Below are 14,610 nucleotides of genomic sequence, written 5' to 3'. Positions count from 1 at the left end.
TTATTTTTTATTTAGAACGACCATTCCCTCCGGATATATACAACCATCCAATGGGACATCGTGAGATTCATGGGGGATTTCGGTCTCCAATGGTGCCTTAAAAGACAATCCAATTTTCAACACCCGGTCTCCGATTTCCTTGAAATATTCATCGTAAAAACCCAGACCGTAGCCCAATCGGTTTCCAGCAGTATCAATCCCCAATAATGGAACGAATACCAAATCAATCAAATCTGTTTCCGTTACCAAATCTGCTGGAACTGGCACAGGTATTCCCATTTTATCCTTAACATAAACTGTGTCAGCAGTCAACCTGACAGTGGCCATTTTTCGGGAACTGTGAACAGTTATAGAACTGTAAACTTGATAATCTAGTCGAAAAAGGGCTCGCAATAATGGTACCGTATTTATCTCCTTCAGTCTTTTTATGGGTAAAAAAAGGTGAACATGCTTTACATGAGGCAATTGTTTCAGGTATTCCAGACAATGGACCATGATCATTTCTGAGTACTGTGCTCTTTCTTCAGCCCCTAATGCTTTACGCTCATTTTTGAGTTGATTTCTTAGTATTTCTTTCGCTACCATTCTCCTTTAATAGGATAAAACTAAAGTCCAACGGGTCAAAGGTATCAAAAAGCCCCTGTAAAAAATCAGGGTTGCCTAAATAGAATTCGAGAAAATTAATTTTTCTCTCTTGCAAGGTGCCTTTAGGAAAAAGCGTGGCTTTGATGTCATGCAATTGGCGGATCGCGGTTTTGTTTTTCCTTTCCTCAGCTTTTCGAAATTTAGTCGCCACCTGATCTAAAATTTTCTCATTACGTTTTTGTGCCGCTCTAACAGCATAGCCTAATGTAGCGTCCATTGACAAAGATTTTTCTTCCAGCCCTTTAAAAATAGCAACCAATTTATCTCTTTCGTCCTTCAACTCCAGGTCTTGACCGGCATGTTCCTTTACATAATTGATTCGTAAATCATCGTTAGACAAAAAGAGCTCCTCCTCTTTCAATCCTAGTTTTTCCATTTTTCGCTGAACAGGTACAGATAAAACCATCGCGAAATTTCTAGGAAGTAAGAAGGGATAATCTACTGAATAATGGTTGAACACACTTTTCAATTGAAACCAATAGGCTACCTCTGCAGGGCCACCCAAGTAAGCCAGGTTCGGCAGGATCACTTCTTGATACAGAGGACGCAAGACAACATTGGGACTGAAATTTTCAGGCTTCTCCTCAATCAGAGTTGCCATTTCTTTTTCCGTCCACTCATTCTGTCCATCATGGGTTTTAAACAAACCGTCTTCACAAATCAATCTTTCCCTTCTTCCGCTTTCCATGTAAAAGAAATTAATTTCTCTAGGGAAGATTTGAGTCGTATAGCCTGCTTCCTCCAAAGCACCATTGCAATCTTTCACCAAGTTATTGGCCGTTGAGGCAAAGAGGTCATCTTTGATCACTGGAGCAAAGATTTGCTTAAGGGCTTTTTCATTCGCGTCTAATATTACAAGGCCTTTGTCAGCAAACAAATGATGGACATATTTCCTAACGGCTTCCTTTAAAAGCTTGCTTTTGGTATAGGCTGTTTTGAAAAAGTCAGGTAAAAAAGGCATCTCGTCAAGCAACTTTTTCAAAGATTTATCCAATACAAACTCTCCTACCGCACCCGTTTGATCAGTATCCCATTGGTAATTCTTGCCCTCGAAATAAAAATGATTGATTTCTTCAAAATCATGGTCTTCACTTGCCATCCAGTAGACAGGGACAAATTGGTATTCAGGATTTTCCTTCTGAAGCTTTTCTGCCAAGGCAATGGTAGATACAATCTTATAAATAAAATAAGAAGGCCCTGTCATTAAGTTAAGCTGGTGACCAGTGGTGACGGTAAAAGTAGTAGCTTGTTTAAGCTTTTGGACGTTTGCCATGACTTCGACACCTTCAAAGTCTTCATATTGTTGCTGCAGAACATTGACCAGCGTATCTCTTTTCTCTTGGTCAAAAGTTTTATTCGCTATAGCTTGTTTAAAATTCTCCAAATTTGGGAAATCCTGATAGAACTGCTTTACTGATTCCTTGTTATGAATATAGTCTAAAAAAAGTGATGAAAACAGGCCAGTACAGTCTGGGTCTAATGTGGATTTTAACATAAAAGGTGAAATTTCATTGTTGTTAAGGCAGCTATTGAATGCATTAAAACGGCTAAACAGAAGGTAAAGTTCAACAATTCTACCTACAAATCAGGGAACAAGTTATACATTTTTTCAATAATTCTGTAACAACAATCCCCCATTCAGTTCGTAATTTTGATGAATAATCAAGCATACTACCATGAGCAAATCTATCGAAGTACCAATTTCAGGAATGAGCTGTGCAGCATGTGCCGTAAGTGTGGAATCCATGCTTAAGGAAACCAAAGGTATCCAATCTGCCAGTGTCAACTATGCAAGCCAGTCGGCTCTTATCACTCTTGAAAAAGAAGGAACGGATCTTAGGGAAGCTAAAAAAAATATTCAATCTATCGGATACGATTTATTGATAGCTATAAATAATCAGGAAGACCTGGACGCTGTCAAAGCAGCCGAGTTGGCTCAATTGAAAAAGAACACTTTATTTTCAGGGCTTTTGGCTTTGCCTGTATTTCTAATTGGGATGATCTGGATGAATATCCCCTATGCCAATGTCATCATGTGGGCACTGACTACACCCATTCTAGCAATATTTGGAAGGGCCTTTTTTATTAATGCCTACAAACAAACTAAGATCGGGAAAGCAAACATGGACACCTTGGTAGCCTTGAGTACAGGTGTGGCTTATGTGTACAGTACTTTCAACACTTTCTTCCCCCATTGGCTTGAATCCAGAGGAATTGCACCACATGTATATTTTGAAGCTGCTGCAGTTATCATTTTCTTTATTCTACTGGGCAGATTAATGGAATCCAGGGCTAAAGCAGGCACCTCAGAAGCCTTAAAAAATCTAATAGGACTTCAACCCACAGACCTAACAGTAATTCGAGATGGAGAATCCTTCAAAATGGCTGTTACCGATGTGCTGCCCGGCGAGACAATTCTCGTGAAGCCCGGTCAGAAAATACCCCTAGATGGCACACTCAGCCTGGGACAGTCTTTTGTGGACGAAAGCATGCTTACAGGAGAACCAATAGCCGTAGAGAAAAGCATTGGAGACACGGTTTACGCAGGCACCATCAATCAGGCAGGAAGTTTTCAATTTAAATCAGATAAAAGCAAGTCAGAAACATTACTTTCAAGCATCATTACACGGGTAAAACAAGCTCAGGGATCTAAAGCACCTATACAAAAATCGGTAGATAAAGTGACGGCTATCTTTGTGCCTGCAGTTTTGGCCATTGCTTTGGTTACTTTTATAGTTTGGGCTATAAGTGGAACAGATGATGCCATTTTAAGAGGAATGCTTTCTGCCATTACCGTATTGGTCATCGCATGTCCTTGTGCCCTGGGCCTTGCCACGCCTACGGCGATTATGGTAGGGATAGGCAAGGCTGCATCAAAAGGAATCCTAATAAAAGATGCCGAAAGCCTGGAAATAGGCAAAAAGATCAACACCCTGATTTTGGACAAAACCGGTACAATCACCGAAGGAAAACCTGGTGTTAAAAAAGTACTATGGAAATCTTACATGGATTATAAACCAATGGTTGCTGTATTCTGTTCTTTGGAAGAAAAGAGTGAGCATCCTTTGGCAGCAGCAATAACGGAACATTTTGAACAAGAGAAATCACCTGTTGAATTAATAGACTTTGAAAGCCTTACAGGAAAAGGGGTTAGGGGTAAATACGATGGAAAACAATACGCTATCGGGAATTTAAAATGGCTCCGATCAATGGACATCGCAATCGATGAATCCTTGTCTCAAGCCGCAGACAAAATGCTAGAAAATGGAGACATTGTGGTTTATCTAGCGGAAGAAAAACAGCTTGTAGGGATTATTGGCATAGCGGATAAAGTCAGAGAAACCTCCAAAATGGCCATAGCGAAATTACAAAAAATTGGTATTTCGGTGCACATGCTCACAGGAGACCAGGAGAAAACAGCTGCAGCTATTGCAGAAAAAGTAGGCATTAGCCATTTCCAAAGTGGGATGCTACCTCAGGACAAAGGGAATTACATAAAAGATTTACAACTGAATGGGCATAAGGTTGCCATGACAGGTGATGGAATCAATGATAGCGAAGCGCTTGTCTTAGCTGATTTGGGTATTGCCATGGGAGCGGGAACAGACATTGCCATGGAAACAGCCCAGGTTACTCTGATGCATTCAGATCTAATGGCTATACCGGATTTATTAAAATTAAGCAAAAACACAGTAGCCACTATTCGACAAAACCTCTTTTGGGCCTTTATTTACAATATCATTGGCATCCCTATAGCAGCAGGTATATTGTATCCCCTGTCTGGCTTTTTGTTAAACCCAATGATCGCCGGTTCAGCGATGGCTTTGAGCTCCCTTTCAGTAGTTGGAAATAGTCTCAGATTAAAATACACCTAGAACTATAGAAAACGTAAGAAATTACTTAGGCCAATTACCTAGACAGAAAATGTTGGCAATAAATAAGTGCATCGGCTTGTTATCCATTAGATAATACATATAAAATTAACTCAATAAGAAATGACACAAAAAATCGAGCTTAAAACAAATGTAAAATGTGGTGCATGTGTATCGGCCATCACTCCGGCAATGAACGATTTAAATGCGAAGCATTGGGAGGTAGACTTAAAGTCACCCGACAGAATATTGACCGTAGAAGGAGAAACAGGCGTTGCAGAAATAATGGCTGCACTAGAAAAATCCGGCTATAAGGGAGAATCTATTTAATAGAAAGAAGGCAGGATAGGTAGAAAATTTGTTACTTTTGCCTCAATTCTATGATTAAACACAAATCTTTTATTCTGGACAATGGACTTCAAGTTATGGTCCATGAGGACCATTCTTCAGAAATGGCTGTTGTCAATCTCTTGTACAAGGTGGGTTCAAGAAATGAGGTTGCCGGTAAAACGGGGCTCGCCCATTATTTCGAACACCTTATGTTTTCGGGTACTAAGCACATCCCTGAATTTGACAGTGCAATAGAGCGGGTGGGAGGCGAGTGCAATGCCTTTACCAATACCGACATCACCAACTTTTATATCACGCTACCTGCAATCAATCTGGATACGGCACTTTGGCTGGAAGCGGACAGAATGCAGTTCCTCAACCTGAAGGAAAAACCAATAAATACCCAGAAACAGGTCGTCATTGAAGAATTCAAACAACGTTACCTGAATCAGCCCTATGGAGATGCCATGAATCATGTCAGGCAATTGGCTTTTACCCAACACCCTTACCGCTGGCCAACCATCGGTGAGAAAATTGAGGACATTGAGCAATTTGACAGGGAGGAATTATTGGCATTCTATGAGCAGAATTACGCTCCAAATAATGCCGTACTCTGTATAGCTGGCAAAGTAAACTTCGAAGAAGTCAAAGCCAGGGTACATCATTGGTTCGATGAAATCCCTAAAGGAAAACTTAAAGAAAAATCAATTATTGCTGAGCCAATCCAAGATGCCATAAGGCGCAAACAAGTATTTTCTAATGTCCCTACAGAGGCATTGTATAAGGTATACAAAATACCAGGCAGGCTGGAAAACAATTACCTGACCTGCGACCTAATTTCAGATGTTTTGGGTTTTGGAAGATCAGCCTATCTGGAACAAAAACTGATTAAAAACTCCGCTCTGTTTGCGAATTGCCAGGCTTATGTGCTGGGCAATATAGATCCCGGACTATTGGTCATTACAGGGAAAATGGAAAAAGGAATTACGGCAGAGGAAGCAGAAGCAGAGTTGGATACCACCTTGGAAATCTTTAAAGAAGTCCCAATAGCACAGCGAAACCTTCAGAAAATAAAAAACCAAGCTGAAGCAATGCAAACCTACGAATCAGTCTCCTTATTAGGAAGAGCAATGAAACTGGCATACTATGCCTACCTGGGAGATACACAATTGATGAAAAAGGAGTTCGAGCGAAAAATGGCTATTTCTGTAGAGGAAATCCAGCAGGCTACAAGCACTTATCTCAACCAGGACCTTGCTTCAGTAATTTATTATAAATGCTCACCTAAAAAAGGAGCCATTTAATGGATAAAAAATTAACACAATAAAGTATGAGCGGATTTCGCATAGGATTCGGATATGATGTTCACCAGTTAAAAGAAGGTGAAGAATTTTGGTTAGGTGGTATAATAATCCCCCATAGCAAGGGAGCTGTAGGACATTCTGATGCTGATGTGCTAATACATGTCATTTGTGATGCCCTTTTAGGAGCTGCCAACTTAAGGGATATAGGCTATCATTTTTCTGATCAGGACCCTCAATTCAAAGGGATTGACAGTAAAATATTGTTAAAACAGGTAATGGATTTAATTCGAGAAAATGGCTTTCAGATAGGAAACCTGGACGTTACCATCTGCCTGCAACAACCTAAAATTAACCCGCACATTCCTGCCATGAAAACCTGTCTTGCTGAAGTGATGCAAATAGAGGAAAACAATTTGTCTTTAAAGGCCACAACCACTGAACGCTTAGGATTTGTAGGCCGTGAAGAAGGGGTGTCTGCTTATTGTGTAGCCCTTATTCACTCATAATATCTGTCTAACCATGGAAAAACAAGCCCCCAAAATAATAACTACAGAAGACGGATCTCACTCCGTTTATCTTCCTGAAATCAATGAAAGTTACCATTCTTCAGATGGCGCTTTCAAAGAATCCATCCATGTGTATTTATTGTATGGCTTGGAGGCTTGGTATGCCAGAAATCGAGGAAAATTCCCCATCAGGATCTTTGAAGTAGGCTTTGGCACTGGACTTAATGCTTGGCTGACACTAATCTGGGCCGAGCAAAATCAGGTACCAGTACTTTACCATACCATAGAACCTTACCCGCTTGAAAAAGACATTTATGAAGCATTAAATTTCATCCAAATGGATGAAACGCTAACCCATTTTAATGGCTATTTTAAGCGTCTTCACCAAATGGACTGGGACAAGGGAATGCCAATGACGGACTATTTCAATATTAAAAAAGAAAAAACTACCCTGCAAGAGGTACAGCTTTACCCTACAGATTTGGTGTTTTTTGATGCTTTTTCGCCAAAAAAACAACCTGAATTATGGGAAATGAAGGTTTTAGAAAAAATTGAAAAAAGCATGAATCCATCCGCAGCTTTCGTGACTTATTGCGCCGCTGCCAACCTCAAAAAAAACCTGGGGACACTTAACCTGAGCTTGGACGAGGTTCCTGGCCCCTTGGGAAAGAAAGAAATGACCAGGGCATGGAAAAAAAGCAAATAACCCGAGCAATCAAGCCCGTATTATTTTTTTTATTTTTTATTTCTTTCTTTGGGTGCAAGCAAAAGGGGGAACAAGTTCCCCCTATAAACGATGGTACCTTAGACGGATCACAACCAAACACTTCAACCATTGTAGCACCTGACGATCCAGCAGAAGGCTTCCACACCCTAGTAAAAGGAGACAGCAGCATCCACCGCATATATGTGGATGGTAAACGCCACTTTGAGCGTTTGGCACTCAATGGTAAGCAGGTTTATAATCACCTTTATCCGGAGATAAGTGATTCCTTTCTCTTTGAGGACAAATACTACCTGAAATTAAGCTTTCCAATTCCATTCAGCGGCACAATCAAAACAACGATACCTGAGTCTCCCGACTATGTGCTTACCCCTATAGGGGAGGACATTCTTCAAGTAGTCGTTTACAACGCACTTGATCTTAAAATTATAAATTTCAACTTCGACTATATCCCTTCCAAGAACGACAGCTTGATCAACTCATCCTATACTTTTGAATATGTCGTTTACAATTAATAACCAGGAAGATTATAATGATTCAATTTTCGTTTTATTAATCAAATTGATTAATATTAGTCGGCCTTTATAAGCTATAGCCAAATCTGAAACGTACAGAAGTGGGTTCTGTAGCTAGTCAGCGGTTTGCAAATTGTAATATTATTGTTGCAAGAATAATTAGCAGTACCCTAAAAATCACATGGTGTGCTTTGTTTTTACCAAAGGTGGGAACCCCTTGCTCAAAAAGAATCCTACCTAGGTAATGGTGTTAATAAAATCCCCTGTTAACCTCAGTCATGAGAAAAGAATTGTTGACCTATTAGGAGCTATATGTTGCATTATCGTTTTCTGTCTTAACATGCTGTTTAATTGAACATTTACTAGTATGAAAAACCAATTAAAATGAAAAATATTCTACTAATCCAGGCAAGCACCATTTTACTTTTTCTCCCAATTTTATCAGTCAGTGCACAATCAACCCACTTTGCTAATCCAATTGACCTCAGTACCGGCTCAGTTTCTGGTGTAAGTGCCTTGGATGTTGGCGATATAAATGGAGATGGACGAATGGATGTAGTCGTGCTAGAAGGAGGTGTTCATGCCGAGGGTCGCTTTACACTGGCTTGGTTTGAACAAACTAAAAAAGGGGAATGGGAAAAACATGATTTCAATATTCCTGTGAAATTCGATGATTTCATTGGCTCTGCCCGATGTGCAGACATGGACAATGATGGTGATATTGATTTGGTCTTTAGTAATGATGGCCATGCTACAGGCCCTATAAATGTTTACTTTCTAAAGAACCCAGGGAGAAGAAAAGTGCATAAACAATGGGAGCATTCTCTGATCTCAAGCATTGAGGGTTTCCATGCCAATGACATGCGGTTGGCAGATATGGACCTTAATGGCAAAAAAGATGTGGTAATACGTCATAAAAATCCGGAATCTTTAAAGATCATTTTTCAGGATGGAAAAGAAAACTGGCATACGAAGACCATTTATGAAGGACAGGCAGGTGAAGGACTTGCTGTTGGCGACATTAACTCAGATGGAATGCCTGACATCACCATGACTGGACATTGGTTTAAGGCACCTAAAGACCCTAAAAATGCCGAATTTATAAGGTTTGATATAGAAGCAGGTTTTAAGGAAGTGAATAAGGCCACAAAGGAAGAAGTTGGCGACATTAATAATGATGGCAGGCCCGATGTCTTATTGTCTCCTGCTGAACATTTCAAAAAATACGGGGGTGACAACTACGATCTTGCCTGGTACGAGTGTCCGAAAAATCCAGAAGCAGTAACCGAATGGAAAAAACATGTGGTCAAATCAGATTATAACAAAGCCCATTGTGCAAAACTTGCGGATATGGACAATGATGGGGATTTGGATATTATTTCTGCTATGGCTTGGGACAATAGGGAGATCAGGATATTTATCAATGAAAATGGTGCGTTTAAAGAATCCATTTTAGTTGAAGAAGGGAAAGGCATTTACTCAGGGGCAATAGCAGATATGGATGGGGATGGCGATTTAGACATTGTGGGAGAGGATAAATACGCTACAGATTCCAAACCCTGGTTGTTTAGAAATTTGCTAATTAAATAGCTTCAGTTCACTGCCTGAGCAAAGCCGGAAAATCAACTTAGTAGAACAACATTATTTCTTGTTATAAAAAATGTATCTAATTATCGCTTACTAATTTCGACCATGAAAAGAAGAAACTTTATTATCCACGCAACATTTTCAGCAGCTGCTATGGCAGGCTTGTCCTATCCTAGCCTTGCAAAGCCACAAAGAGATAAGATGGATCGTATTGGCTTAACCACGGTTGTCTTTCGTAATCGTTTTGAATCAACCAAACCTAAAAATCAAGTCTTGGAAGATGAATTGACCCTATTAAGGATTCCTGAATATTTTGTAGATCGGTTCAATGTCCATCATGTAGAAATGTGGACCCCTCATTTTGAATCAACCAGCAAAAATTATTTGAATGAGCTAAAGAGGTCTCTAATTAAGGAGCGATGTAAGTTAATAAACCTGCAATCTGAAGGGAAATTTGATCCCTCCGATCCACTGGAAAAAAATAGACTAAAAGCAGTAAAAGAGGTTAAAAACTGGGTAGATATCGCCAAATCACTACAATGTGAGGCCGTACGGGTGAAAGCCATGAAAAAATCCTACTCCAAGGCTGTGCTATCCCTCAATGAAATCACTAAATATGCCAAATCTAAAGGGGTCGCCATATTAATTGAGAACCATAATGATTTGTTTTCAGACTATAAGAACCATACAAATATCATTAAAGAAGTGCCTTCAGACAATTTAGGCCTTTTAGCCGATTTTGGAAATTACTCTTCCAATCCGGTCATGTTTGATTCCCTAAAACACATTGCGCCTTTCACCAGGTTGGTGTCGGCAAAAACGAAGGATTTCTCAGATCAAATGGAGCACATGCCCTATGACTTTCAGAAATGCATCCGCATTTTTGAAACGAGCGGTTACCAAGGTATCTATTCTTGTGAACAATGGGGAAAAGCCAACCCCAGTTACGATTACGAAAAAATTACGGACTGGATGATTGAAAACATAAAAGAAAGCATCTAAAACCCTTGGAACCCAAGATTTCTAAATGCTTTCGATACATTTTTTTAAGGCTTAAGCCTTTTCAAAACATCCTTTGCTTCCTCCCAAGTAAGCCGAGGTCCAAATTGACTAACGATCTTTGAAGATGCCATACTGGCCAACTTCCCACTTGAGGCATAAGAATGCCCATTGGTAATGCCGTACATAAAGGCTCCCGCAAACATGTCTCCAGCGCCATTAGTATCCACAGCTACAGTAGGGTAAGGTGCTATGTCTATGAAAGTTTCCCCATCAAATATCAAGGCCCCATTGTTCCCTTGGGTGATTACGAAGTGCCTGGCCAATTTCTTCATGGCTTCACTGGCTTCAGACAAGTTGTCTTTGCCAGTATAGAGCATGGCTTCTTCCTCATTTGCAAAAAGCATGTCGACTCCTGATCCGATTACTTCTTTAAAACTGTCACCAAAATACTTGACCATGGCTGGGTCAGAAAAAGTAAGGGCTACTTTCACATCATTTTCTTCAGCTACTTTTTTGGCCGCTAACATGGCTTCTCTGGCAGCAGGAGAAGTGATAAGGTATCCTTCAATGTATAAAAACTTAGATGATTTTATCGCTTCCTCATTCAGTTGGGCAGTAGAAAACTTCTCAGTGATCCCAAGAAAGGTGTTCATAGTACGTTCTGCGTCCGAGGTCACCATCACGAGACACTTTCCTGTGATTCCCTCTTCTAACTTAAAGGGGTCCAGGTTGTGATTGACTCCAGATTCTCTTAAGTCATCTGTAAAAAATTTTCCCAATTCGTCATTGGCAACCTTGCAACAATAGTAAGACTTTCCACCAAATTGACTAACTGCAATTATGGAATTTGCGGCTGAGCCTCCACATTGTAATTTTGAAGTTTTGGTGTTTATCGCCGACATCAACTCCCCCTGACGGTCTTCATCTACCAAGGTCATCAGGCCTTTTTCGATGCCATACTTCTCCAAAAAGGCATCACTTACTTCAAACTCTATATCTACCAAGGCATTTCCTATGCCCGTAACATCATACTTTTTCTCCATGTTGAATAAACTATTGTTTCGGCCAGAAAATGACCATTAGAATAATAATTGAACAATCTTACTCCGCTAATTTCAGATTTCTCCCTATGACAGCTTCTAAGGCAAACAGTATAGCGCAAAGGAACAAACCAAAAAACTCCCTGTTAATCTCCATTGCACTGGTTTTCATTGAAAGGTCTTTTTGTTGCCATTCTTGTCCCACCCATCCAAAGATATTTTCAGGCCAAAAAAAGAGGGCACCTATCAAGTAAGTAAAGGTAAGAATAACCAATAAGTTTACATTAAATTTCCCAAAAGAAGCAAATCCAGCAGCAATAGCTGCTATCAAGTAAATGGGAACCCACCACTGGGGGTCTAAATCATTGATCTGCCAGTAACCGAATAGCAGAAATAATAGTGACCAGCTTCCAAAAAAATATTTCCAGAATTTACTCATAGCAGTTCTAAATTAACATTTATAAATAGACAATAACAGCTAGGGGTCATTTTCTATTGACAACATCATAAATTATGGAATAAATAGCTGTTGGATCAACCTGTTCTATCCCTTTATCCTTTTTTGACCTGATTAAAACAGGCCAATCTTTTTCACTTTCAGGAATTCTCCCATGTGAGCCTTTGACCAAATCAGCCTGCAGAGGAATAACATCCATCAAGTACCTAAAACCCAACTTCTTCTTCAGCAGGGTCCACCCTAACTTTCCTTTTAGAAATTTAATATCTGGATTAGCAAACATCTCTACAGGATCATACCCAGGCTTGCGGTGTATGTCCACTGTTCTGGCATAATCTGGCGCTACTTTATCATCTAACCAATAATAATAAGTAAACCAAGAGTCTTTATCTGCCACCACTACCAAATCTCCAGCCCTTTCGTGATTCAATTTGAAATCATCTTGGCCCGCCTTGTCGAGCACCTTTTCCACACCGGGTAAAGTAGCTACTATCGCTTTCACTTCAGCTATATCCTTGGCATCTTTGACGTAAAGGTGCGCCAGCTGGTGATCCACAACTGCAAAAGCACGGCTGGTGCCTGCGTCCATGGTTTCCAATCCAAGCTCATCCTTCACTTCAATAAATCCAGCTTTTCTCAAGGCCCTATTAATATGAATGGGTCGGTTCACAGAAGTAATACCATATTCAGACAATAGGATCACTTCTGCCCCCTTGTCTTCATAATAAGTAATCAGGCGTTCACATAAAGCATCTACTTCATTCAGACTTTTACTTATTTTATCAAAATCTATCCCATATTTCTGCAAAGCATAATCCAGGTGGGGAAGGTAGATCAAAGTCAAAGTTGGATCATGCCATTCGTCTACTTTCATGGAAGCTTCTGCTATCCATTTGCTTGAAGCGATGTTGGCATTTGGTCCCCAGAAGGAAAATAAGGGGAATTGTCCTAGTTCCTTTTGTAGGCGGTCTCTTAGACCCATTGGTTGACTGTGGATATCTGGTAACTTCCTACCGTCAGAAGGGTACAATGGCCTGGGCGTTACAGCGTAGTCTACTGAAGAGTACATGTTGTACCACCAAAACATATTGGAACAAGTGAATTCAGGATTTTCCGCCTTTAATGCATCCCAAATTTTGGAAGACTGAACAAGGTGATTGGATTGTCTCCAGAATTTTACTTCACATTCATCTTTAAAATACCAGCCATTGCCAACGATCCCATTATCCTCAGGCCATTTTCCAGTAAGGTATGCTGACTGAGAAGAACAAGTTACTGCCGGTAATACAGGTTGAATGGCTGATGTTTGTCGTTTTTCGCTCCACTTTTTTAAAAATGGTGTATGTTCTCCTATCACCCTTTGAGAAAGGGCCACTATATCCAATACAACCGTCTTTTTCATTCAATATGGTTTTTTACCCAATTCAATTCTCTTGCAATAGATTGATCCAACGACAAATGTATTTCCTCAGGTAAAACCTCCCATGTATAGGTTTCTACTTCTAGGTGACTTGTCAATTTTCGCGCTCCATTCAATTTTAATACTGTCAAGATATCTTCTTGTGTAGATTGCAAATGTCCATAGGTAGCCAAAAACAAAGGTACATGAAAATGAACACGCCATTCAACTTCTTCGGTAGAAGCCAAATCCAAAAGCGCATCTGGAAGATCTGGGTAAGCATGCAAAGTATTGTCTCCGAACTTACCAATCACCTGATGAAGGTACGTAGACTCAACAAATGGTAACAATGCTTTTTCCACAGGTTTTCTTTGGTTTACTTCCACCGGAATATTGGCTTTTAAAGCAGCACTCAGTTGAAACTTCCCAATCTTAATGCCTTCTTTTTTAAAAACATCCAGCACTTCTTCATGGTCCTCATAACCCACCGCAAAATGGCAAACGTCATAACAAACCCTAACATGCTCTTTGATTAAAGATTCGGCAACCTCCGCTGAAACACCAAATTTTTCAACCAAGATAGGTCTGCCCATAGGAATCAGCCAATCATTGTAAAAACCTATCATTCCTTTAGAGTCTTCAATTACACCATCGGGCTCTGGTTCTATGTCCAGGTGAAGGTCTAAATTCTGATCCAGTTTTAGCTGATACAGGTATTCTACTACCTCCATAATATGCGAACAAGATAGCTCCATCAACTCCTTCATGTCTGTTGATGTCTTGTGCCAATATTTATAGCTTAGTGGAGAGGTGGAGATACCACCATCCATGTCAGTAGGCATTATAGCCGCCAAAATGGCAAATAACCTAAGGGTGTATTCCTTCCTGGCTGGGGTACTCCAATCAGGAAAATGAACTTCATCCTTTACGACCTGCCTGTGGAAACCGCCAAAAGGAAATCCATTGAAAGTAAAAATATAACAGTTATTTGCCTCTAGCCAGGATTTTAGTTCAGCTAATTTATCCGGTTTGATTAATTCTCTACTTGCCTCATCCGAAACTCTCAAGCCTATGGCGAAAGCCTTGTCGACATACAATTCTCCTTTTATTTTCGGGATGTATTCTTTAAGGTTAGCAAAGGTAGCTTCCCAACTTTCTCCCGGATGAATATTGGTACAATATGTTAAATGAAAATCGGCTACTCGCATATGCTGGATGGGCTATTTATC

At 40.1% G+C, this 14,610-nt stretch carries 14 protein-coding genes; 8 read left to right on the top strand and 6 right to left on the bottom strand.

Annotated features, from left to right (window positions below):
* Both AAC073_RS18815 and bshC read right to left on the bottom strand, forming a co-directional pair.
* A complete protein-coding gene (locus AAC073_RS18815; protein WP_339925353.1) occupies positions 1-585 on the bottom strand; it encodes a 5-formyltetrahydrofolate cyclo-ligase in 585 nt (194 codons plus the stop codon).
* Positions 545-2,140 carry a bacillithiol biosynthesis cysteine-adding enzyme BshC gene (gene bshC, locus AAC073_RS18810; RefSeq protein WP_339925352.1) on the bottom strand — a complete coding sequence of 532 codons (1,596 nt, stop codon included), beginning with the start codon at positions 2,138-2,140 and terminating at the stop codon, positions 545-547. The genes AAC073_RS18815 and bshC overlap by 41 nt, the downstream gene beginning before the upstream one ends.
* 181 nt (positions 2,141-2,321) lie before the next feature.
* Between bshC and AAC073_RS18805 the strand changes: the two genes are divergently transcribed.
* From AAC073_RS18805 to AAC073_RS18770, 8 genes are all read left to right on the top strand, one after another.
* The gene (locus tag AAC073_RS18805) at positions 2,322-4,520 is read left to right on the top strand and encodes a heavy metal translocating P-type ATPase (protein WP_339925351.1); all 2,199 of its coding nucleotides are present in this window, start codon (positions 2,322-2,324) and stop codon (positions 4,518-4,520) included.
* A 120-nt stretch (positions 4,521-4,640) separates the two neighbouring features.
* Positions 4,641-4,847, top strand: coding sequence for a heavy metal transport/detoxification protein (locus AAC073_RS18800; RefSeq protein ID WP_339925350.1), 207 nt, complete (start codon positions 4,641-4,643; stop codon positions 4,845-4,847).
* Positions 4,848-4,897: 50 nt separating this feature from the next.
* Positions 4,898-6,151 (top strand): pitrilysin family protein, encoded by a 1,254-nt coding sequence (locus AAC073_RS18795; RefSeq protein WP_339925349.1) that lies wholly within the window; start codon positions 4,898-4,900, stop codon positions 6,149-6,151.
* A 26-nt stretch (positions 6,152-6,177) separates the two neighbouring features.
* Entirely contained in the window at positions 6,178-6,657 is a 480-nt protein-coding gene (ispF, locus tag AAC073_RS18790; RefSeq protein WP_339925348.1) for a 2-C-methyl-D-erythritol 2,4-cyclodiphosphate synthase, read from the top strand.
* Between the two features lie 13 nt (positions 6,658-6,670).
* Positions 6,671-7,363 (top strand): tRNA (5-methylaminomethyl-2-thiouridine)(34)-methyltransferase MnmD, encoded by a 693-nt coding sequence (mnmD, locus tag AAC073_RS18785; protein ID WP_339925347.1) that lies wholly within the window; start codon positions 6,671-6,673, stop codon positions 7,361-7,363.
* Positions 7,345-7,896 carry a hypothetical protein gene (locus tag AAC073_RS18780; protein WP_339925346.1) on the top strand — a complete coding sequence of 184 codons (552 nt, stop codon included), beginning with the start codon at positions 7,345-7,347 and terminating at the stop codon, positions 7,894-7,896. The genes mnmD and AAC073_RS18780 overlap by 19 nt, the downstream gene beginning before the upstream one ends.
* Before the next feature lie 384 nt (positions 7,897-8,280).
* Entirely contained in the window at positions 8,281-9,486 is a 1,206-nt protein-coding gene (locus AAC073_RS18775) for a VCBS repeat-containing protein (protein WP_339925345.1), read from the top strand.
* A gap of 102 nt (positions 9,487-9,588) precedes the next feature.
* Complete coding sequence (locus tag AAC073_RS18770) at positions 9,589-10,485, top strand: sugar phosphate isomerase/epimerase family protein (protein WP_339925344.1); 897 nt, start codon at positions 9,589-9,591, stop codon at positions 10,483-10,485.
* A gap of 44 nt (positions 10,486-10,529) precedes the next feature.
* Here AAC073_RS18770 and AAC073_RS18765 read toward each other — a convergent pair whose 3' ends face one another.
* The 4 genes from AAC073_RS18765 to eboE are packed head-to-tail and all read right to left on the bottom strand — an operon-like array spanning position 10,530 to position 14,589.
* Positions 10,530-11,528 (bottom strand): adenosine kinase, encoded by a 999-nt coding sequence (locus tag AAC073_RS18765; protein WP_339925343.1) that lies wholly within the window; start codon positions 11,526-11,528, stop codon positions 10,530-10,532.
* Between the two features lie 58 nt (positions 11,529-11,586).
* On the bottom strand, positions 11,587-11,964 hold the full coding sequence (locus AAC073_RS18760; RefSeq protein WP_339925342.1) for a transmembrane 220 family protein: 378 nt from the start codon (positions 11,962-11,964) through the stop codon (positions 11,587-11,589).
* A gap of 46 nt (positions 11,965-12,010) precedes the next feature.
* A complete protein-coding gene (locus AAC073_RS18755; RefSeq protein WP_339925341.1) occupies positions 12,011-13,384 on the bottom strand; it encodes a nucleotide pyrophosphatase/phosphodiesterase family protein in 1,374 nt (457 codons plus the stop codon).
* Positions 13,381-14,589, bottom strand: a complete 1,209-nt coding sequence (gene eboE, locus AAC073_RS18750; protein WP_339925340.1) for a metabolite traffic protein EboE — start codon at positions 14,587-14,589, stop codon at positions 13,381-13,383. Before eboE ends, AAC073_RS18755 begins: the two co-directional genes overlap by 4 nt.
* Between the last annotated feature and the right edge of the window lie 21 nt (positions 14,590-14,610).

Source organism: uncultured Cyclobacterium sp., from assembly GCF_963977555.1.
GTDB lineage: Bacteria > Bacteroidota > Bacteroidia > Cytophagales > Cyclobacteriaceae > Cyclobacterium.
The sequence above is the reverse complement of the archived record's forward strand: the minus strand, read 5'-3'. Positions and strand labels throughout refer to the sequence as shown.